This is a genomic window from Rhodococcus sp. NPDC003348 (assembly GCF_053589375.1).
Genome location: NZ_JBSFRT010000026.1, coordinates 49,291 through 67,950, shown reverse-complemented (window position 1 = coordinate 67,950; position 18,660 = coordinate 49,291). Strand labels below are relative to the sequence as shown.

The window sequence follows — 18,660 nt, the reverse complement described above, 5'->3', positions numbered from 1 at the left end:
GCGGCCGGGTGTTTCACACGAGCTGGGCGCGCTCGACCCGGTACCGCAGGAAGGCCGGCAACAGCAGGCAGGCGACGACCACCCCGATCACGACCAGGACTCCACCGCCCGCGGCGGCGACCGCGGTCCCGAACGCGTACGCCGCCGCGCCGTGCAGCACGTCGCCGATCCGCGGACCGCCCGCGACGACGACGATGAACACGCCTTGCAGCCGGCCGCGCATGTCGTCGGGGGCGACCTGCTGGAGCATCGTCGAGCGGAACGCCGCCGAGATCATGTCGACGGCGCCGCCGAACGCGAGGAACGCCAGCGCGATCCACAGCAGCAGCGGACCGCTCTCCGGGTCCGCGAGACCGACCGCCACACCGAAACCGACCATCGCCAGGCCCCACGCCACGATGCAGGCGACGACCGCGCGGCCCTGGTACCGGACGCGGGGCAGCCAGCCGGAGAACACGCCGCCGACCACCGCACCCGCAGACATCGCCGCGAACAGCAGGCCGAGCGCCACACCCCCGGACGCCGGGTCGCCGAACGTCTCGTGCGCGATCTGCGGGAACAGGGCCCGCGGCATCCCGAACACCATCGCGATGATGTCGACGACGAACGACGCGAGCAGCACCTTCTGGGTGGACAGGTAGGAGAACCCGTCGAGGACCGACCGCAGGCCCGCCCGGGTGGTGGGACCGGTCGGTCGCAGCGCGGGCAGCCGCGACACCGCCCACAGCGTCGCCAGCAGGGCGATCGAATCGATCAGGTACAGGCTCGGCAGGCCGACGGTCGGGATCAGCACCCCCGCGAGCAGCGGGCCTGCGATCGCCCCGAACTGCACGACCGTCATGTTCAGCGAGTTCGCCGCAGGCAGCTGCTCCCCCGGCAGCAGCCGCGGAATGATCGCCGCCCGGGTCGGCTGATTCACCGCGAAGAACGCCTGCTGCAGCGAGAACAGCCCGAGCACCAGCCACACGTTGTTCATGCCCGCCGCGGCCTGGAGCCAGAACAGCACCGACGTCGCGATCAGCCCGATCGTGGTGATCGTGATCAGCCGGCGCCGGTCCATCACGTCGGCCAGCGCGCCGCCCCACAACCCGAACACGACGAGCGGGACCAGGCCGAACACCCCGGTCAGCCCCACGTACGCGGAGCTGCGAGTGATCTCGTACACCTGCTGCGGCACCGCGACGACGCTGAGCTGGGCGCCGATCACCGTGACGATGCCGGACACCCACAGGCGCCGGTAGTGCGGTTCGCGCAGCGGTGTGACGTCGGCGAGCAGCCGACGCCGGGGCCCCTCGGTCACGGTTGCAGGCGCTCCGCGGTCCAGCCAGAGCCGGTACGGGTGACGAGCACCCGGTTGTGCATGCGGTTGGCGCGGCCCTGCCAGAACTCGACCGTCCGCGGCCGGAGCAGGAAACCGCCCCAGTCCGGCAGTCGTGGTACCTCGTCCAGGTCGGCGAAACGTTCGGTGACCTCGACCAGGCGGGTGTCGAGCGCGGCGCGCGAGTCGATGGGGGTGGACTGTTCCGACGCCCACGCCCCGAGCTGGGAGCCGCGCGGGCGGGTCCGCCAGTACTCCGCGGTGACCTCGTCCGGTACCCGGCCCACCTCGCCGCGCACCGTGACCTGATGCGCGAATGCGGTCCAGGCGAACGTCGCCGACGCGTACGGGAACCGGTCCAGCTGCCGAGCCTTGTTCGAGCCGTAGTTGGTGTAGAAGACCAGCCCGTCCTCGGACAGGCCCTTGCAGAGCACCGTGCGCGACGCGGGCCTGCCGTCGGCGTCGACGGTCGCCAGCACCATCGCGTTCGGCTCGGCGATGCCCGCAGCCGTCGCCTGGTCGATCCACCGTTGCAGCAGCGGCAGCCAGCCGTCGGCGACCGTCACGACATCCAGGTTCAATTCGTGGGCAGGCGAATTCACTTCCTGCGCCTGGTACGCGACCCGCATCGCGGCGAGATCGACGGGTTCCGCGGCGGGAGGTTCGGCATCGGACGACACAGCCGAACACGTTACTCCCGGGTATGCCCTGCTCATCGGCGACGCCGAACGGGATAGAGTTCTTCGGTGACCGCGGCGACACGTGCTGCACACCATGCATGCACACCCGCAGGACGGTGATGGCTCAGTGCGGCCCGGACCGGCGGCACTCGGACGAGGAGAATCCACGAGAAATGGCATCCAGCGCGGCAGTACCCGAGGATTTCGTCGCAGGACTCGAGGGCGTCGTCGCCTTCACCAGTGACATCGCCGAACCCGACAAGGACGGTGGCGCGCTGCGCTACCGCGGCGTCGACATCGAGGACCTCGTCGGCCAGGGCGTGACCTTCGGCGACGTGTGGGCACTGCTCGTCGACGGCGAGTTCGGCCAGGGCCTGCCGCCCGCCGAGCCGTTCCCGCTGCCCATCCACACCGGCGACGTCCGCGTCGACGTGCAAGCCGGCCTGGCGATGCTCGCGCCGATCTGGGGCTTCCAGCCGCTCCTCGACATCGACGACGAGACCGCCCGGGAGAACCTGGCCCGCGCCGCCGTCATGGCACTGTCCTACGTCGCGCAGTCCGCGCGCGGCATCTACCAGCCCGCGGTGCCGCAGCAGCGCATCGACGAGGCCAAGACCGTCACCGAGCGGTTCATGGTCCGCTGGAAGGGCGACCCGGATCCGGCGCACGTCGCCGCGATCGACGCCTACTGGGTCTCGGCCGCCGAGCACGGCATGAACGCCTCCACCTTCACCGCCCGCGTCATCGCGTCCACCGGCGCCGACGTGGCGGCCTCGCTGTCCGGCGCGGTCGGCGCGATGTCCGGCCCGCTGCACGGCGGCGCCCCGGCGCGCGTGCTGCCGATGATCGAGGAGACCGAGCGCAGCGGCGACGCCCGCGCGCTGGTCAAGGGCATTCTCGACCGCAAGGAGAAGCTGATGGGCTTCGGGCACCGCGTGTACCGCGCGGAGGATCCCCGGGCCCGGGTGCTGCGCAACACCGCCAAGCGCCTGAACGCGCCGCGCTACGAGGTCGCGGCCGCGCTCGAGCAGGCCGCCCTCGCCGAGCTGCGCGAGCGGCGCCCGGACCGCGCCATCGAGACCAACGTCGAGTTCTGGGCCGCGGTCATCCTCGACTTCGCCGAGGTCCCGGCCGCGATGATGCCCGCGATGTTCACCTGTGGCCGCACCGCCGGCTGGTGCGCGCACATCCTCGAGCAGAAGCGTCTCGGCAAGCTGGTCCGCCCGGCCGCCATCTACACCGGCCCCGCGCCGCGCTCCCCCGAGTCCGTCGCCGGCTGGGACAAGATCGCCCGCTGAGCCGCAGGCCCCGCCGTCCCCGCCCACCTCGCACGTCTCGTCACTCCAACGCAGTAAGGACACATCGCTGATGAGCACCCCGATCATCCCCGCCGACCTCAAGCCCGTCGACGGCCGTTTCGGTTGCGGACCCTCCAAGGTCCGTCCCGAGCAGTTGCAGTCGCTGGTGGAGGTGGGCGCCTCCGTTTTCGGCACCAGCCACCGCCAGAAGCCGGTCAAGGACGTCGTGGCGCGTGTGCGTTCCGGCCTGCGCGATCTGTTCTCGCTGCCCGAGGGCTACGAGGTCGTGCTCGGCAACGGCGGCTCCACCGCATTCTGGGACGCCGCGGCGTTCGGCCTGATCCGTGAGCGGTCGCAGCACTTCACGTACGGCGAGTTCTCCTCGAAGTTCGCCTCCGTCGCCAAGGGCAACCCGTTCATCGGCGACCCGATCGTCGTCTCGAGCGACCCGGGCACCGCGCCGGAGATCGTCGCCGACGGCTCCGTCGACCTCATCGGCTGGGCGCACAACGAGACCTCGACGGGTGTCGCGGTCCCCGTGAGCCGTCCGGCCGGTTCGGAGAACGCGCTCATCGCGATCGACGCCACCTCGGGTGCCGGCGGCCTGCCGGTCAACGCCGCCGACGCCGACGTCTACTACTTCGCACCGCAGAAGTGCTTCGCCGCCGACGGCGGCCTGTGGATCGCGCTGATGAGCCCGGCCGCGCTCGAGCGCGTCGCCGAGATCAAGGACTCGGGCCGCTGGACCCCGGACTTCCTGTCGCTGCCGATCGCGGTCGACAACTCCACCAAGGACCAGACGTACAACACCCCGGCCCTGGCGACGCTGCTCATGTTCGAGAACCAGATCGCGTGGATGAACTCCAACGGCGGCCTGGACTGGACCACCGCGCGCACCAAGGACTCGTCGTCGCGGCTGTACGAGTGGGCCGAGGCGTCCGAGTTCGCCACCCCGTTCGTGGCGGATCCGGCGCTGCGCTCGCAGGTCGTCGGCACCATCGACTTCAAGGACGAGGTCGACGCCGCCGCAGTCGCGAAGATCCTGCGCGCCAACGGCATCGTCGACACCGAGCCGTACCGCAAGCTGGGCCGCAACCAGCTGCGCATCGGCATGTTCCCGGCGATCGACCCCGAGGACATCAGCCAGCTGACCAAGAGCATCGACTGGGTTGTCGGCCAGCTCTGAGCCCCGATCGCCCTGTGAACAGCCCCCGGCCGCACGCCGGGGGCTGTTTTCGTCTCCACCCGCAGATGTGAGTGATACCGTGATTCACACACAAGTTGGCAGAGAATCGGAGAACGCCGTGAGCGCCAGAACCCCGGAATCCTTGCCCGAGACTTCGCCCGAAGAGTCCGTCGACGTCCTGATCATCGGAGCGGGACTGTCCGGCATCGGCGCCGCCCACCACCTCCAGGACGCGTTCCCCGGCCGGTCGTACACGATCCTCGAGGCCCGCGACGCGATCGGCGGCACCTGGGACCTGTTCCGCTACCCCGGCATCCGCTCCGACTCCGACATGCAGACCCTCGGCTACCGGTTTCGGCCGTGGACCGACGAGAAGTCCATCGCGGACGGCCCCGCGATCCTCGAGTACGTCCGCGCGACCGCGGCAGAGGCCGGGATCGACAAGCGAATCCGGTTCGGGCACCGCATGGTTCGCGCCGACTGGTCGTCGGACGACGGACTGTGGACGGTGACGGCCGAGCACGGCGCCGAGACGGTGACGCTGACCGCCCGCTTCCTGTACGCCTGCACCGGGTACTACCGCTACGACGAGGGATTCACCCCGAAGTTCGAGGGCACCGAGCGCTTCCGCGGCGAGATCGTCCACCCGCAGCACTGGCCCGCCGATCTCGACCACACCGGCAAGAAGGTGGTGGTGATCGGCAGCGGCGCCACCGCCGTCACCCTCGTTCCGTCGATGGCCACCGACGCCGAGCACGTCACCATGCTGCAGCGCTCCCCCACCTACATCGCGTCACTGCCTGCGCGGGACCCGATCGCCAACGCGCTGCGACGGGTGCTGGGCAACCGGCTCGCGTACCCGATAGCCCGCTGGAAGAACATCGGGTTCTCGACCGTCACCTACCAGCTCAGCCAACGCCTGCCCGGGGTGGTCAAGAAGGTGCTGCGCAGGGCGCAGGAGCGGCAGCTGCCCGCCGGCTACGACATCGACACCCACTTCACCCCGCGCTACAACCCGTGGGACCAGCGGATGTGCCTGGTGCCCGACGGCGACCTGTTCCGCGCCATCCGTCACGGCAGGGCGTCCATCGTCACCGACCGCATCGCGTCGTTCACCGAACGTGGCCTCGCGCTCGAGTCCGGCACCGAACTCGACGCCGACGTGATCGTCACCGCGACCGGGCTGAACCTGCTCATCTTCGGCGGCGCGGAGCTGTCGGTCGACGGTGAGCCGGTGTCGCTGCCGGACACACTGGCCTACAAGGGCATGATGCTCAGCGGTGTCCCTAACTTCGTGTTCACGATCGGCTACACCAACGCCTCGTGGACGCTCAAGGCCGACCTCGTCGCCGAGTACTTCTGCCGGCTGCTCACGCGGATGGACGAGCGCGGCGAGACGGTATGCGTGCCCGTCAACAACGATCCGACGCTGACCACCCGCCCGCTGCTCGACTTCGAGGCCGGGTACGTGCAGCGCTCGGTCGACCAGTTCCCGCGGTCCGGGTCCCGCCCGCCGTGGCAGCTCGGGATGAGCTACGTCCACGACCTGGTCACCCTGCGCCACCGCACCCTCGACGACGGCGTGATGCAGTTCAGTTGACAGTCCGGGATTCCGGCCGGGACCCCACCGCACCGTCGCCACCCACCTCCCCCAGGCCCCACCGAATGTGGGATTCGGTCAGTTGGACTGATCGAATCCCACATTCGGTCAGATCACCGGCCGCGAGCCTCCTGTTGTCCACAGGGCCGGACGCGCATCCACAGGTCCGCCGAACCCCCTGGTCAGGACGGATCCTCCGACAGGAGCTGCATGCACCATGGCCGGATGAAACGAGGAACGTGGGCCTCGGACGTCGAGTACCTGTCGGCGCACAGCCGCAACGGTGTCATCCGCACCGCACGCTTGCTCGCCCTCGGGGTGGCTCCTGGAACCATCACCGGGCGATGCCGGCCGGGCGGCCTCTGGCAGCGCCTCCTCCCCGGAATAATTCTCCTGCACAACGGATTTCCGACGACACTCCAACGCAATACGGCAGCGCTCATGTACGGCGGCGACGACAGTGTGCTGACGGGGCATGCCGCTCTCACCGCCCACGGCTACCGGGGGTCGGCGTCGATGAGCGACATCCTGCTGCTGATACCCGCGGAGCGATACAGGCTGTCGAACGCATTCGTCAGAATCGAACGCACGTGGCGCCTGCCTGAACCCGTAACCAAGGGAACCCTCCGGTGCGCCCCGATCACCCGAGCAGCGCTCGACGCCGCCCGCCGTTCGCGGGTCACGAACGACTGCCGGGCACTGCTGTCGGAGGTCGTCCAGCGCGGTGGAACGACGGTGGACGAATTGGCAATCGAACTCTCCGAAGGTTCCTGCCGTGGTACCGCGCTGCCGCGATCGGTGCTGCGAGAGCTGGGAGCAGGCGCACATTCCGTCGCCGAGATCGAGGCGCAGAAACTCTACGCCCGCAGCGGACTCCCGCCGATGGTTCACAATCGCCCGGTAGAAACCGCAACCTCAGAATTCATCGCCACCCCCGACGGATGGATCGACGACGTGGCGATGGCCTGGGAAATCGACTCGCTCAAACATCACTTCACACCCCGCGACCACGAGCGCACCCTCACCCGTCCCGCCCCACCCCACCCCACCTACCGAATGTGGGATTCGGTCAGTTGGACTGATCGAATCCCACATTCGGTCAACAAGGGGGGTGGTTGACCCGCGCGGTGGGGACTACGCGGTGGGGATTACTCCGAGACGATCGCGTCGGCCTCGATCTCGATGAGCAGGTCCGCGTCGATGAGCTTGCTGACCTCGAGGATGGTGGTGGCGGGGCGGATCTCGCCGAACACCTCGCCGTGCGCGAGGCCGGCCTCCTCCCAACGGCTCATGTCCGTGAGGAACATGCGGGTACGGATGACGTCCTCGGGCTTGGCACCGGCCTCGGCGAGCGCGCCGACGATGCGGCGCAGGGCCTCGCGGGTCTGCTCGGCCAGGCTGTCGCCGCCGACCGGTCCGTCCGGGCCCGAGGCGGTGGTGCCGGACACCGACACCTGCTGCCCGATGCGGACGGCACGCGAGTACCCGATCTTCGCCTCCCAGTCGGAGCCGGAGGAGATGTTGTTTCGATTCGACATTCCCCAGATTCTGTCAGGACCGCAGATCCTGGCAGGACCGCGGGTCGGGCGGCGCGAGGACGACGGCACGCCGTCAGGGCCGGGTGTGCTGTTCGGCGACGAAGCGGTGGAACGGTTCGAGGGCATCGTCCCCGAGATGCGGGCCACTCACCTCCACCCCGGCGTGAGCGGACCGAATGACGTCCGCGCAACCGAGGTCGAATCGCGGCCCACCGGTGAGGATTTCACCGAACGCGGCGGCCGAGGCCGCGTACACCACCCGGCGCACCCCGGCCCACACCATCGCCGCGGCGCACATCGGGCACGGTTCCCCGGACGCGTAGACGACTGCGCCCTCCAGCCGGTCGGCGTTGCCCTCCGCGCACGCGGTGGTGATCGCGTCGAGTTCGGCGTGTTCCGTCACGTCCCCCGAGGTGGCCACCGAGTTCGCACCCTCACTGACGACCACGCCGGCGGCGTCCACGACGACGGCACCGAACGGCCGGTTGCCGGCGTCGCCGGTCTCGACGGCCAATGCGAGCGCCCTGTGCAGGTATGCCAGGTCGTCCGAGGTCAACTCGGTCACGACACCACCTTCTCTTTCGTACCGACGTTGCGCAGCAACGCATTTGCTCCGATCCCTGCCACGATGAACGCCACGCCGAGCCAGGTCGGACCACCGTCCATCGCGAGAGTGATGATGCCGATCGGGATCAGCCAGGTGGTCAGCGGGCCGACGAACTCGGCCCACCCCGGCGCGGGTTCGCCGGGTTCGCCCGCCGTCGCGGCGGCACGGGCCGTCGCGACGTCCGGGTACCACTGGCTGAACTGCAGCGCGCAGAGCATGGCGGCGGTCTGGATCACCCAGCCGGTCCAGATGTTGTCGCTGTCGCCAAGCACCGCGTCCCCGTAGAACCCGGCAATCGCCGCGACCAGGAACGCGACAGCCCACGCGCCGGTGATCACGTAGTTCACCCGCAGGAACAGGGGCGTCTCCCAGAACTCCCGGTCGACCTCCTCGCGGGCGTACTGCACCGTGAACGGCACCCGAGCGAGCATGGAGCCCACGGCGATCAGGAACAGCGTGATGTTGGCGATCTCACCGATCCACGTCTCCATCCAGTCCTGCCCGGCCTCGTCCAGCGCGAAATGGAGTGCGACCAATCCCGCGAAGAAGACGACGTCGACGACCGCGAGCAGTTTCGTGGACCGCCCTCGCAGCCGATCCACGACGAGGAAGAGCACCGATATGGCGAGTGCGACGCCGGCGGCCACCTCCAGGCGACCCGGCCCCTCGAACACCGCGAGCACGATCCACGGCGTCAGTCCGGTCAGCGGACCGTCGAGCAGCGATGCGAACGCATCGAAGGCACGCCGTGCGGGCGAAGCGGTTCCGGACACCTGCGGACTGCGCTCGACCATCGCTGATGACCTTCGTTGGCGTCGACGACATCGGTGTGTCGATCGTAACGCCGCGGCCGGCCGGGCACGCCGCAAAGCACCCAACCCTCAAGGAGAACTAGAGACTATAGCTCCCCGCGTTCGCAACGACCTCACCGGGAGTGGCGTGTCGCCACCCCCTCGGCATCACGGGTGGATTACAGTCGGCGCGGGCAATGTCGCGAAATCGACGCGATGAGGAGGTCAATGTGCGAGAGCTCTCCGTAATCGGACTCGAGCCCGGCGGATCGCACGTGGTGTGCGCCGATCCCGAGACCGGAGAACGGTTCCGGATCCCCGCCGACGACAAGCTGCGAGCCGCATCCCGCGGCGACATAGCCCGTTTCGGGCAGATCGAAATCGAGTCCGAGAGCCAGATGCGCCCTCGCGAAATCCAGGCCCGCATCCGGGCCGGTGCCACCGTCGAACAGGTCGCCGGCGAGGCGGGCGTCTCGATCAAGCGCATCGAAGGGTTCGCGCATCCGGTCCTGCTCGAGCGTGCCCGTGCCGCGCAGTTGGCGCAGGGCGGTCATCCGGTTCGGGACAACGGCCCGACCGTTCAGACCCTGGCCGAGATCGTGGCGATGGCCTTCCGCGCTCGCGGCCACAACCTCGACGACGCGAGCTGGGATGCCTGGCGCGACGAGGACGGCCATTGGGTGGCTCAGTTGCAGTGGCAGGCGGGCCGCACCCGCAATGCCGCACACTGGCGGTACCAGCCGGACACGCACGGCGGGACCATCGCCGCGCTGGACGCTGCGGCAACCGACCTGATCGATCCCGACTTCGGCCGGCCGCTGCGCGGTCTCGCGCCCCTCGCGATCGAGTCCCCTGCCCTCGCTGACGAGCCGGAGGGACCTGCCGAACCCGAGGTCGAGGCCGACCTCGATGCCGATGCGGTCGGCGATGTCGGGGACAGCGACGAAGAGGCACCGCAGCCCCGGCAGGCACCGCAGCACCAGGGCGGCAAGGACAAGCGCGGCAAGCCGCACCTGCCGTCCTGGGACGACGTGCTGCTCGGCGTTCGGAGCAGTGGACGCGGCTAGCCGACCCCGTCGATCAGCTCGCGTCCCGGCAACTCTCGACTAGCCGGCGGCCGCGTCCGGATCCGGCTCGGGTGACGGCATGGCGAGGAGTTGGTCCAGCCAGGCGACCGCATCGATCAGCGCGCGGGCCTGCCCCGACTCCGCGGTCGCGTACACCAGCGGCGCGAGATCGGCCGACACCTTGTCGCCATGTCCGGTGAGCACGTCGACGACACCGGTCCACACGTGGCAGGCCGGTGCGGGCAACCGATCGACCGGCACCATCCGACCGTCCGGCACCTCGACGGCGATGACCAGGTCACCGGCGTCGACCAGGGGATCCACTTTGTCGACGACCACTCGGGCAAGAGCGGTCACCACCCAGTCGACCACGCACCCGTAGTGGCCGTGATGGACCCCGTCGGGCATCACCAGTGACGCAACCTCGTCGAGGAAGGCTTCGGTGTCGCGGTCGCCGGCGTGTGTGAGCAATCGGCCTCCGATGTCGGCCCCCCGGTGCGCTCCGCCTCCGATGGGTGTCATGGCTCTGGTGTGCCCGATGGCCCGCCGGGCCACACCTGCTGCCGCAAGTTTTCCGGTCCCGGACTTCGACTCCGGGCGACCCCGCCGACCGGGACGCCTATCGCCCCCCGGCAACTTATTGTAACCTTCGGTCACATTTACTGGAGGGGGACGAACGTTGCTCACGCTCGACTGGACGCGACTCACGGCCGGACTGCCGGCCCTCGACGACGTCGCCGTCGCCGCCCGCAACGCCTGGGCGCTCACGCTGGGCGAGGGCGTCGCCCCGATCCGCCACACACCGTCCGAACTGCTCCGCTCCGGCCCGCACCGCGACCTGTACCGGTTCGGCCCCCAGCCCACGCCGGGAACGCGGCCGATCCTGCTCGTTCCCCCGCTGGCGGTACCCGCGACCTGCTACGACCTGCGGCCCGGACAGAGCCTGGCCGCACACCTGGCCGACGGGGAGCACGCGCCGTATCTCCTCGACTACGGCACCATGACCGCCGCCGACCGCGACCTCGGCTTCGAGGCGTGGGCCGACGACATCGTGCCGGAGGCACTCCGTCACATCAGCGACCGGCACGCCGGCGCCGACGTCGATCTCGTCGGCTGGAGTCTCGGCGGGACCATCTCACTGCTCACCGCCGCCGCCCACGCCGACCTTCCGATCCGCTCCGTGACCGTGATCGGAACCCCCGTCGACTACACCCGGATCCCCGTGATCAGTCCACTGCGGATGATCGGCCGGATCACGACGGAACGCCCGCTGACGGCGGTCACCCGCATGCTCGGAGGCCTCCCCGCACCGATCGTCCAGGCCACGTACCGGGCCACCGCACCGCACCGGGAACTGCTCAAGCCGTGGTTCGTCGCCCGCAACCTGCGCAACACCGAATCCCTCGCACGGATGGAGGCGATCGACCGGTTCATGGCCGAGATGCCCGGCTACCCGGCCCGCGTCTTCCACCAGATGTGCTCGCAGCTGATCCTCGGAAACTCCTTGGCGGAAGGTCGATTCCGGTTCGGGTCCCGGACGGTGACACTGTCCGACGTGACCGTGCCGGTGCTGGGCGTGGGCGGCACCACCGATGTGATCGCGCCGGCCGCGGCGGTCGCCCCGATCACCGACCTGCTGACCGGGTCGCCGTACGTCCGGTTCGAGGCGGTGCCCGGCAGCCACCTCGGCCTCGTCGCCGGCCCCGGAGCACGGGACACCACCTGGACGATCCTCGACGAGTTCCTCGGGACGGTGCCGCACCGTCCCGGCGTGGATCCGCTCACCGCCCCAGCCCTCGGCGCCGACCGCGACTCGGCGGACGCACGGTGCGCCGACGAGAAATCGGGCGTGAGCGTCGTACCCTCGTAGGAAGGTGACGAAAGCGGGGTACGCGGTGGGGCCGACTGCATCAACGATCTGGTACGTCGACGCCCCCGACCCCGCCGCGGTGCTCCGGGAACTCCCCGAACCCGACGCCGAGGCCGCCCACGCCCTCGCCGGACGGATGTATCCCGAAACGGTGGCCGTGCCACTGCATTCCGCTCCGCTCGCCGGCTCCGCCGCGCCCACCGGTCGCGAGATCTTCATCGGCAGCTACCCGGGACTGACCGTGGTGTGCGGACCGAATCTGGCTCTGAACAAGCCGTCACTGCTCGACGAATCATGGACGCGCCCACTGGCTTCCGAACGGACCTACCTGGTCAGTGCGGACGCCGCGACACCGTGGGGTGCGTTCGCGTACTGGGAACGCGGCGCGCTTCGTCGCTCGTTCAGCGCGACCTCGTCCTTCATCCACGAGAACGTCGGCCTGCCACTGGTCTGGGAGCGCGAGTACTGGGCGGGTGAGCATCCGGCGCACCACCCGATCGCCACGCTCCCCGACCCCCAGTCGTTGCCCTTCGATCCCGGCGAGTTCGCGGACGCCGCGAACGCACAATGGCTCGGATTCAGCCACTGTCCGCCGACGCCCGACGCCGAACTCTCGGCAGGTGACCTCGCCGTGTGCGGATTCGCCCTGTATGCGTCCGGGGAGGAACCGCTCACCTCGCCGGACGAACCCGAGATCCGGGGACTGCGCAAGTGGTGGCGCCGACTGGCCGGCTGACGGGCGCTCAGCGGGCGCCGAACACCAGCGCGAGCCAACCGGCCACGACACCCGCGACCGCGCCGTACACCACCCAGCGCCACACCGGCACCTGGCGCCACTGCCAGACCGTCGGGGCCACCCCGGCGACCACCACCACGTTCACCACGAGGGCGAGCAGTGGGTGAACCGCGATCATCGCTGTGCCGCAGGCGATCACCGCCACGGTGACGAGCACCGCCGAGAATCCGGCGACAACGAGCGCCGGACCGCTCATCCGAGCCGGACCCGCTCGTAGAACGCCATCGCCGCCGCCGTCGCCACGTTGAGCGAATCGGTGCCCGGGGCCATCGGGATCCGGGCCCGGACATCGGTCTTGCGCATCGTGTACTCCGACAGCCCGGGCCCCTCCGCGCCGAGCAGCAACGCCACCTTCTCCCCAGTCATCGCCTCCGCCAGCGTGGTCGCCGAGGGGTTCGGTGTCAGGGAGATGAGTTGAAAACCCTTGTCCCGCAGCCGCTGAAGCCCGTGCGGCCACTCCGGAACCCGGGCGAACGGCACCCGCAGCACGTGTCCCATCGACACCCGCACGGCGCGCCGGTACAGCGGATCTGCGCAGCGGTCACCGAACAGCACCGCGTCCACCCCGAGCCCGGCAGCATTTCGGAACATCGAACCGATGTTCTCGTGGTCGTTGACTCCCTCGAGCACCGCGACGGTGCGGGCACCCTCGAGCACGGCGTCGAGATCGAGGGCGGGCGGACGATGCGCGGCAGCGAGCACGCCGCGGTTGAGGTGGAACCCGACAACCTCCGCCATCACCTCTGCCGAGGTCCGGTAGAACGGCACCTCGACGCCGTCGAGGTCGGCTGACAGTTCGTCGAGTCGGCGATCGACCCCGAGCAGGCTGATCGGCTGGAACCGTGACGACAACAGGCGCTGCGCCACGAGCACGCCCTCGGCGATGACGAGGCCCTTCCCGTCGGGCAGGTCGGGTCGACGGTCCGAGGAGTTCAGATCCCGGAAGTCGTCCAGCCTGGGGTCCGCAGGATTGTCGATGTCGATAACGTCAGCCACGCGACCATCTTGCCGCACCGCGAGCGGGCACCCCGACCCACTCGACCTCCCCCTGTTTCAACCCCCACTCCCGAGCGGTGTCCACCTACTCGGAGTTGTTGACGAACCCACCGATGATGTCGATCGACTGACGAAGGACCTGCAGTTGCTCCGCATCGAGTCCCGCCAGCTGGTCGGTCATCCACTTTTCCCGCGCGCTGGTCTCGTCGGCGAGCAGCGCGTGACCGGTGTCGGTCAGGGAAACGATGATCTGCCGCCCGTCCGTGGGATGCGGGGTGCGAGCGACCATGCCTGCCTCGGCGAGGGAGGCGATGACCCGGGTCATCGACGGCGGCTGCACCCGTTCCTTCGCCGCCAGCCCCCCGGGGGTCATCGGCCCATGCTCGTCCAGGCTGGCGAGCGCGGAGAGCTGAGTCAACGACACCGGAGAATCTGCCCGACGGCCGCGGAGGTGCCGCGACAGGCGCACGACGGCCAGGGAGAGATCACTGGCTAGTGAGCGTGTATCCAAGGTCACTCACGGAGGATACGGCACTGGGACACAACTGGTTCAGGTAATCGCGTCAGTTATAGGACCGACAGCAAAATACGCGACAAACAGGGCGGCGACAACCCACATCAGCGGATGAATCTGCTTGAACTTGCCGCTGGCGGCGTGAATCACCACCCACGTGATGAATCCGACGCCGATGCCGTTGGCGATCGAGTAGGTGAACGGCATGACGACGATCGTCAGGAACGCAGGCAATGCCACATCGAACCGGGAGAAGTCGATGTCGCGGACCTGACCGATCATCAGCGCACCGACCACGACCAGGGCCGGCGCCGCCGCCTCGATCGGCACCATCTCGTACAGCGGGGTCAGGAACATCGCGGCCAGGAACAGCAGGCCGGTGACCACATTCGCCAGACCGGTCCGCGCGCCCTCCGCGATACCCGAGGCCGACTCCGCGAACACCGTGTTCGACGACGCCGAGGCTCCGCCGCCGACGATCGCGCCGGTGCCTTCGACGACCAGTGCCTTGCCGATGTTCGGCAGGTTGCCGTGCTCGTCGGCGAGGTCGCCCTCCTTGCCGAGCCCGGTCATCGTGCCCATCGCGTCGAAGAAGTTGGCCAGCACCAGGGTGAACACCAGCAAACTCGCGGCCAGCACCCCGATGCGGGTGAACGCGCCGAACAGGTCGACGTTCCCGACCAGGGACAGGTCCGGCATCTGGAACAGCACGTCCGGCAGCCCGGGCACGCTCAGGTTCCAGCCCTTCGGGTCCACACCCGCCGACGGGCCCACGTCGAAGATCGCCTCGAGCACGGCCGCGAGCACCGTGGTGGCCACAATGCCGATCAGCAGACCACCGCGCACCTTCCGCGCGACCAGGACTCCCATCACCAGCACACCGAAGACGAACACCACCGTCGGCCACGACCCGATCGAGCCGTTGATGCCGAGCCCAACCGGCACCGTGGTCTTGGCCTCGTCCGGGATGCGGCGCACGAACCCGGCGTCGACGAAGCCGATGAACGCGATGAACATGCCGATACCGGCGGCGATCGCGGACTTGAGTGCGTCGGGGATCGCGTTGAACACCGCGGTCCGGAACCCCGTGACGGCCAACGCGACGATGATGAGGCCGTCGATCACCACCAGACCCATGGCCTCCGGCCACGTCACCTGCGGGGCGATGGTCACCGCGAGGAGGGTGTTGATGCCGAGGCCGGCGGCAATGGCGAACGGATAATTCGCGATGATGCCGAACAGGATGCTCATCAGGCCCGCGACGAGCGCGGTCACCGCCGCGACCTGGCTGACCGGCAGGATGTTGCCGAGGACGTCCGTCTTCGCGACGGCGTCCTCCGCCGAGAAGCTGCCCAGGATGAGCGGGTTCAGCACGATGATGTAGGACATCGCGACGAACGTGACCAGGCCGCCGCGCACTTCCGTGCTCAGCGTCGATCCACGCTCGGTGATCTTGAAGTAGTTGTCCAGTATCCGCGGTGTTCCCGCCATCAGCCATTCCTCAGTAACCGGGGTGCAAGCACAATGCTCGCCCCCGGCAGACTAGGGCACGCGGTCGGTGTGACCGGCACAACGGTACCGTCGTGTCCGTGGACGAGACCCGCAAGGACCCCCTCCTACCCGATCGCCTGACCGATCCGCGCCCGGTGATCGCGATCGGCGCCGCGGCCTGGCTGGTCGTCACGGTCGTGGTCCTGACCTCGGGCGACCGGTGGGAGTCGTGGCTGCCGATCTGCTGGGCCGGCCTGGCGCTCGGAGCGCTCGGCTCGGGCCTGTTCCTGCTGCAGCGCCGCGCGGCCCGGCGTGGCAGCCGGACCGCGCAACGCGGGCTCGGCTGAGTTCCCTCCGGCCGGACGCGCGCCCCGGATCAGTAGGTCGGCACCGGGAAGCGTTCGGTGATGGTGTCGGGATCCGGGTTGACGTCGGCCTCCTCGTCCCGGTGCCGGCTGCGCCACCAGATGGTCAGCGCCACCGACCCGGCGACCAGCACCAGCAGAACCGCGATCGCCAGCCAGAACCGGGGGCCCCAGTAGCCGACGAGTGACATGCGGATCGCGTTGCGGGCGTATGTGAGCGGCATCAGGGCGTGGAGCCACCGCAGGGGTGCGGCCATCTGCTCGATCGGGTAGACGGCGCCGAACGCGAAGATCTGGATCATCAGGGCCCCGAGGCCGACGAAGGTGCCACCGACCGCCCCGAACACCACCGTGAACAGCCGGGCCGTCGCGACCGCGGCCGCCCCGACCAGCACCATGACAGCGAACAGCGCCAGCGCGCTCGGCGGCTCGGCCTTCGCAACGGTCATCGACAGCACCGCCATCAGCGCGGCGGCGGCGACGGTGATCACGGCGGGTGTCCGGTAACGGCGCAGCCCCTCACGAATGATCGACTCGTGCACCCGCCCGTGCGGCTGCAGCGGCGGGCGCACCACGAACCAGGTGAGGATGCCGATCAGGAACAGCAGGACCGACATCACCGCCGGGATCGCACCCGGCCCGAATCCCACCGCCGGCGCGATGTTCTTGGCGCTGACGGTGACCGGCGACGAGATGACGCCCGCGGTGGCGACGCGCTCGTCGTCGGTGAACTGGGGCACCTGGCCGGCGCCGTCGGCGAGACCGGTCGCGAGTTCGGCGCTGCCCGCGTCGAGTTGACCGACGCCGTCCAGCAGCTGGCCGAGACCGTCGCGGAGCTGGACGCCGCCCTCGTCGAGTTGGCCGAGTCCGGTCGAGAGCTCGCGCGCACCCGCGTCGAGCTGACCCGCGCCATCGGTGAGCTGGCCGAGACCGGTGTTGAGTTCTGCGGCGCCCGCGGCGGCCGCTTCCAGTCCGCCGCGGTACTCGGCGTTCGGATCGGAGAGTTCGTGCGCAATCTGCCTGGCCCCGTCGCGCAGCTGCTGGAGCTGCCCGACGATGTCGTCGTCCGCGATCGGGAGCCCGGCGGCGACCACCGCGTCCACCAGCGGGCCGACGACGGTGTCGATGACCTCGCTGATCTGCGCCGCCCCGGCCCCGAGCTGATCGGTGCCTGCCACGAGCTGTCCGAGCCCGGCACTGAGCTCACCCGAGCCGGCGGCGGCCTCCCCCGCACCTGCCGCCAGCTGCCCGGTGCCGTCGGCGAGTTCGAGGCTGCCCGCATGCGCCTGGCCGAGCCCGTTCGAGAGTTCGACGCTGCCCGCGGCCAGTTCGGTGGTCCCGGCGAGGGCCTCACCGGTGCCGTCGTTGAGCTGCTGCGCACCCGCGGCGGCGTCGGACAGGCCCTTGCCGACATCGGCGAGACCGAGCAGCACCTGGTCCACGGACTGTTCCCCGATGGTCTCCGAGACCGCGGAACGCACCTGCGCCATCACCGATTCGCCGACAGGGGTCGCGACCAGGCTGTTGTGATCGTTGTAGACGACCTCGAGCCGCGCCTTCTCGCCTGCGCCACTCGCAGCGCTGGCGATGTCCCGGCTGAAGTCCTCGGGGATGACGACCGAGAAGTAGTAGTGGCCGTCCTCGACGCCCTCCCGGGCCTGGTCGAGGGTCACCTCGTGCCAGTTGACGTCGCCGCCCTCGACGAGCGCGGCGGTGACGTCGGCACCCGCGGTCAGCCGGCTGCCGTCGAGGTCGGCGCCTGCGTCGGTGTTGACGATGGCGACCGGCAACCGCGAGACGGTGTCACCGGGGTTCCACAACGCCCACATGTAGAAGCCGAGCAGCGCCAACGGGGCGATGACCAGCATCGCGAGGGCGATACGGGTCAGATGGATTCGTCGCGACATTGGCTTCTCTCTCCCCGGCAAACCGCTGGACACACGTCCAAGTTGGTCAGGGTAGAGAGTTCAGTCCCGTTCCGGGGCCGATTCGCCAGATCTCGTCGGCCCAGGTCGGCGGAGGGTCGGTGTACCGCGCCGGGCGACCCGCGGCGCGGCCCAGATCCACAACGCCGCCCACGCGATCCCGAGCAGCCAACCGGCCAGCACGTCGGTGAGCCAGTGCGCACCCAGATACACCCGCGACAGTCCGATGGAGACGGTCCACAGCGCGAGCCCGCAGGCCAGGACCGGGCCGAGCCGACCGGTCAACCGGACCACCGTCGCCCCGACCACGCAGACCAGGATCGCCGACATCATCGCGTGCCCGGACGGGAACGAGTGGGTGACCTCCTCGACCAGACGCTCCGGGAACGGCGGACGCTCCCGGCCGAAGACCAGCTTCAGACCGCTCATCAGCAGGAACCCGCTGACCATGGCACCCCCGACCATGACCGCCTCGACCCGGCGACCGCGCACGAGCAGCGCGATCACGATGGCGGTGGTGATCACGGACGCGACGAGCGTGTCACCGAGATGGGTGATCGCGGTGACCACGTCGGTCAGCCACGGCGTGCGCCAGCGCAGCATCTGGTCGAGGACCGC

The 18,660-nt window shown here is 69.5% G+C and carries 20 protein-coding genes; 8 read left to right on the top strand and 12 right to left on the bottom strand.

Annotated elements, in window-relative coordinates; all coding sequences use genetic code 11:
* Nucleotides 1-13: 13 nt before the first annotated feature.
* Together ACWDU4_RS17800 and pdxH are read right to left on the bottom strand one after the other, a co-directional pair.
* The gene (locus ACWDU4_RS17800) at nucleotides 14-1,300 is read right to left on the bottom strand and encodes an MFS transporter (protein WP_450115236.1); all 1,287 of its coding nucleotides are present in this window, start codon (nucleotides 1,298-1,300) and stop codon (nucleotides 14-16) included.
* Nucleotides 1,297-1,998, bottom strand: coding sequence for a pyridoxamine 5'-phosphate oxidase (gene pdxH, locus ACWDU4_RS17795; RefSeq protein ID WP_450115235.1), 702 nt, complete (start codon nucleotides 1,996-1,998; stop codon nucleotides 1,297-1,299). The genes ACWDU4_RS17800 and pdxH overlap by 4 nt, the downstream gene beginning before the upstream one ends.
* 173 nt (nucleotides 1,999-2,171) lie before the next feature.
* Between pdxH and ACWDU4_RS17790 the strand changes: the two genes are divergently transcribed.
* From ACWDU4_RS17790 to ACWDU4_RS17775, 4 genes are all read left to right on the top strand, one after another.
* On the top strand, nucleotides 2,172-3,296 hold the full coding sequence (locus tag ACWDU4_RS17790) for a citrate synthase 2 (protein ID WP_450115234.1): 1,125 nt from the start codon (nucleotides 2,172-2,174) through the stop codon (nucleotides 3,294-3,296).
* Nucleotides 3,297-3,366: 70 nt separating this feature from the next.
* Entirely contained in the window at nucleotides 3,367-4,482 is a 1,116-nt protein-coding gene (gene serC / locus ACWDU4_RS17785) for a phosphoserine transaminase (RefSeq protein ID WP_450115233.1), read from the top strand.
* A 118-nt stretch (nucleotides 4,483-4,600) separates the two neighbouring features.
* A complete protein-coding gene (locus tag ACWDU4_RS17780; protein ID WP_450115232.1) occupies nucleotides 4,601-6,082 on the top strand; it encodes a flavin-containing monooxygenase in 1,482 nt (493 codons plus the stop codon).
* Nucleotides 6,083-6,307: 225 nt separating this feature from the next.
* Nucleotides 6,308-7,201: a hypothetical protein gene (locus ACWDU4_RS17775; protein ID WP_450115231.1), complete on the top strand. Its 894-nt coding sequence runs from the start codon at nucleotides 6,308-6,310 to the stop codon at nucleotides 7,199-7,201.
* Nucleotides 7,202-7,230: 29 nt separating this feature from the next.
* Here ACWDU4_RS17775 and ACWDU4_RS17770 read toward each other — a convergent pair whose 3' ends face one another.
* From ACWDU4_RS17770 to ACWDU4_RS17760, 3 genes are all read right to left on the bottom strand, one after another.
* Nucleotides 7,231-7,620, bottom strand: a complete 390-nt coding sequence (locus ACWDU4_RS17770) for a RidA family protein (protein WP_450115230.1) — start codon at nucleotides 7,618-7,620, stop codon at nucleotides 7,231-7,233.
* Nucleotides 7,621-7,693: 73 nt separating this feature from the next.
* Nucleotides 7,694-8,185 (bottom strand): nucleoside deaminase, encoded by a 492-nt coding sequence (locus tag ACWDU4_RS17765; protein ID WP_450115229.1) that lies wholly within the window; start codon nucleotides 8,183-8,185, stop codon nucleotides 7,694-7,696.
* On the bottom strand, nucleotides 8,182-9,021 hold the full coding sequence (locus ACWDU4_RS17760) for a hypothetical protein (protein ID WP_450115228.1): 840 nt from the start codon (nucleotides 9,019-9,021) through the stop codon (nucleotides 8,182-8,184). Before ACWDU4_RS17760 ends, ACWDU4_RS17765 begins: the two co-directional genes overlap by 4 nt.
* A 227-nt stretch (nucleotides 9,022-9,248) precedes the next feature.
* Between ACWDU4_RS17760 and sepH the strand changes: the two genes are divergently transcribed.
* Complete coding sequence (gene sepH, locus ACWDU4_RS17755) at nucleotides 9,249-10,085, top strand: septation protein SepH (protein ID WP_450115227.1); 837 nt, start codon at nucleotides 9,249-9,251, stop codon at nucleotides 10,083-10,085.
* 39 nt (nucleotides 10,086-10,124) lie between these two features.
* Here sepH and ACWDU4_RS17750 read toward each other — a convergent pair whose 3' ends face one another.
* The gene (locus ACWDU4_RS17750; RefSeq protein ID WP_450115226.1) at nucleotides 10,125-10,556 is read right to left on the bottom strand and encodes a hypothetical protein; all 432 of its coding nucleotides are present in this window, start codon (nucleotides 10,554-10,556) and stop codon (nucleotides 10,125-10,127) included.
* Nucleotides 10,557-10,800: 244 nt separating this feature from the next.
* Between ACWDU4_RS17750 and ACWDU4_RS17745 the strand changes: the two genes are divergently transcribed.
* Together ACWDU4_RS17745 and ACWDU4_RS17740 are read left to right on the top strand one after the other, a co-directional pair.
* Nucleotides 10,801-11,955: an alpha/beta hydrolase gene (locus ACWDU4_RS17745; RefSeq protein WP_450115255.1), complete on the top strand. Its 1,155-nt coding sequence runs from the start codon at nucleotides 10,801-10,803 to the stop codon at nucleotides 11,953-11,955.
* Between the two features lie 4 nt (nucleotides 11,956-11,959).
* Nucleotides 11,960-12,691 (top strand): DUF6928 family protein, encoded by a 732-nt coding sequence (locus ACWDU4_RS17740; protein WP_450115225.1) that lies wholly within the window; start codon nucleotides 11,960-11,962, stop codon nucleotides 12,689-12,691.
* 7 nt (nucleotides 12,692-12,698) lie between these two features.
* Here the strand turns inward: ACWDU4_RS17740 and ACWDU4_RS17735 are convergent, their stop codons facing one another.
* The 4 genes from ACWDU4_RS17735 to ACWDU4_RS17720 form a co-directional block, all read right to left on the bottom strand.
* Nucleotides 12,699-12,947, bottom strand: coding sequence for a DUF2537 domain-containing protein (locus ACWDU4_RS17735; protein ID WP_450115224.1), 249 nt, complete (start codon nucleotides 12,945-12,947; stop codon nucleotides 12,699-12,701).
* Nucleotides 12,944-13,747, bottom strand: a complete 804-nt coding sequence (locus ACWDU4_RS17730) for a TrmH family RNA methyltransferase (protein ID WP_450115223.1) — start codon at nucleotides 13,745-13,747, stop codon at nucleotides 12,944-12,946. The genes ACWDU4_RS17735 and ACWDU4_RS17730 overlap by 4 nt, the downstream gene beginning before the upstream one ends.
* Nucleotides 13,748-13,832: 85 nt before the next feature.
* A complete protein-coding gene (locus tag ACWDU4_RS17725) occupies nucleotides 13,833-14,264 on the bottom strand; it encodes a MarR family winged helix-turn-helix transcriptional regulator (RefSeq protein WP_450115222.1) in 432 nt (143 codons plus the stop codon).
* A 33-nt stretch (nucleotides 14,265-14,297) separates the two neighbouring features.
* Nucleotides 14,298-15,752, bottom strand: coding sequence for an NCS2 family permease (locus ACWDU4_RS17720; RefSeq protein WP_450115221.1), 1,455 nt, complete (start codon nucleotides 15,750-15,752; stop codon nucleotides 14,298-14,300).
* 98 nt (nucleotides 15,753-15,850) lie between these two features.
* Here ACWDU4_RS17720 and ACWDU4_RS17715 point away from each other — a divergent pair, with 98 nt between their 5' ends.
* Nucleotides 15,851-16,099, top strand: coding sequence for a DUF2530 domain-containing protein (locus ACWDU4_RS17715; protein ID WP_450115220.1), 249 nt, complete (start codon nucleotides 15,851-15,853; stop codon nucleotides 16,097-16,099).
* A 29-nt stretch (nucleotides 16,100-16,128) separates the two neighbouring features.
* Here the strand turns inward: ACWDU4_RS17715 and ACWDU4_RS17710 are convergent, their stop codons facing one another.
* Both ACWDU4_RS17710 and ACWDU4_RS17705 read right to left on the bottom strand, forming a co-directional pair.
* A complete protein-coding gene (locus ACWDU4_RS17710; protein WP_450115219.1) occupies nucleotides 16,129-18,024 on the bottom strand; it encodes a YhgE/Pip family protein in 1,896 nt (631 codons plus the stop codon).
* Nucleotides 18,025-18,084: 60 nt separating this feature from the next.
* A complete protein-coding gene (locus ACWDU4_RS17705) occupies nucleotides 18,085-18,645 on the bottom strand; it encodes a phosphatase PAP2 family protein (RefSeq protein ID WP_450115254.1) in 561 nt (186 codons plus the stop codon).
* Between the last annotated feature and the right edge of the window lie 15 nt (nucleotides 18,646-18,660).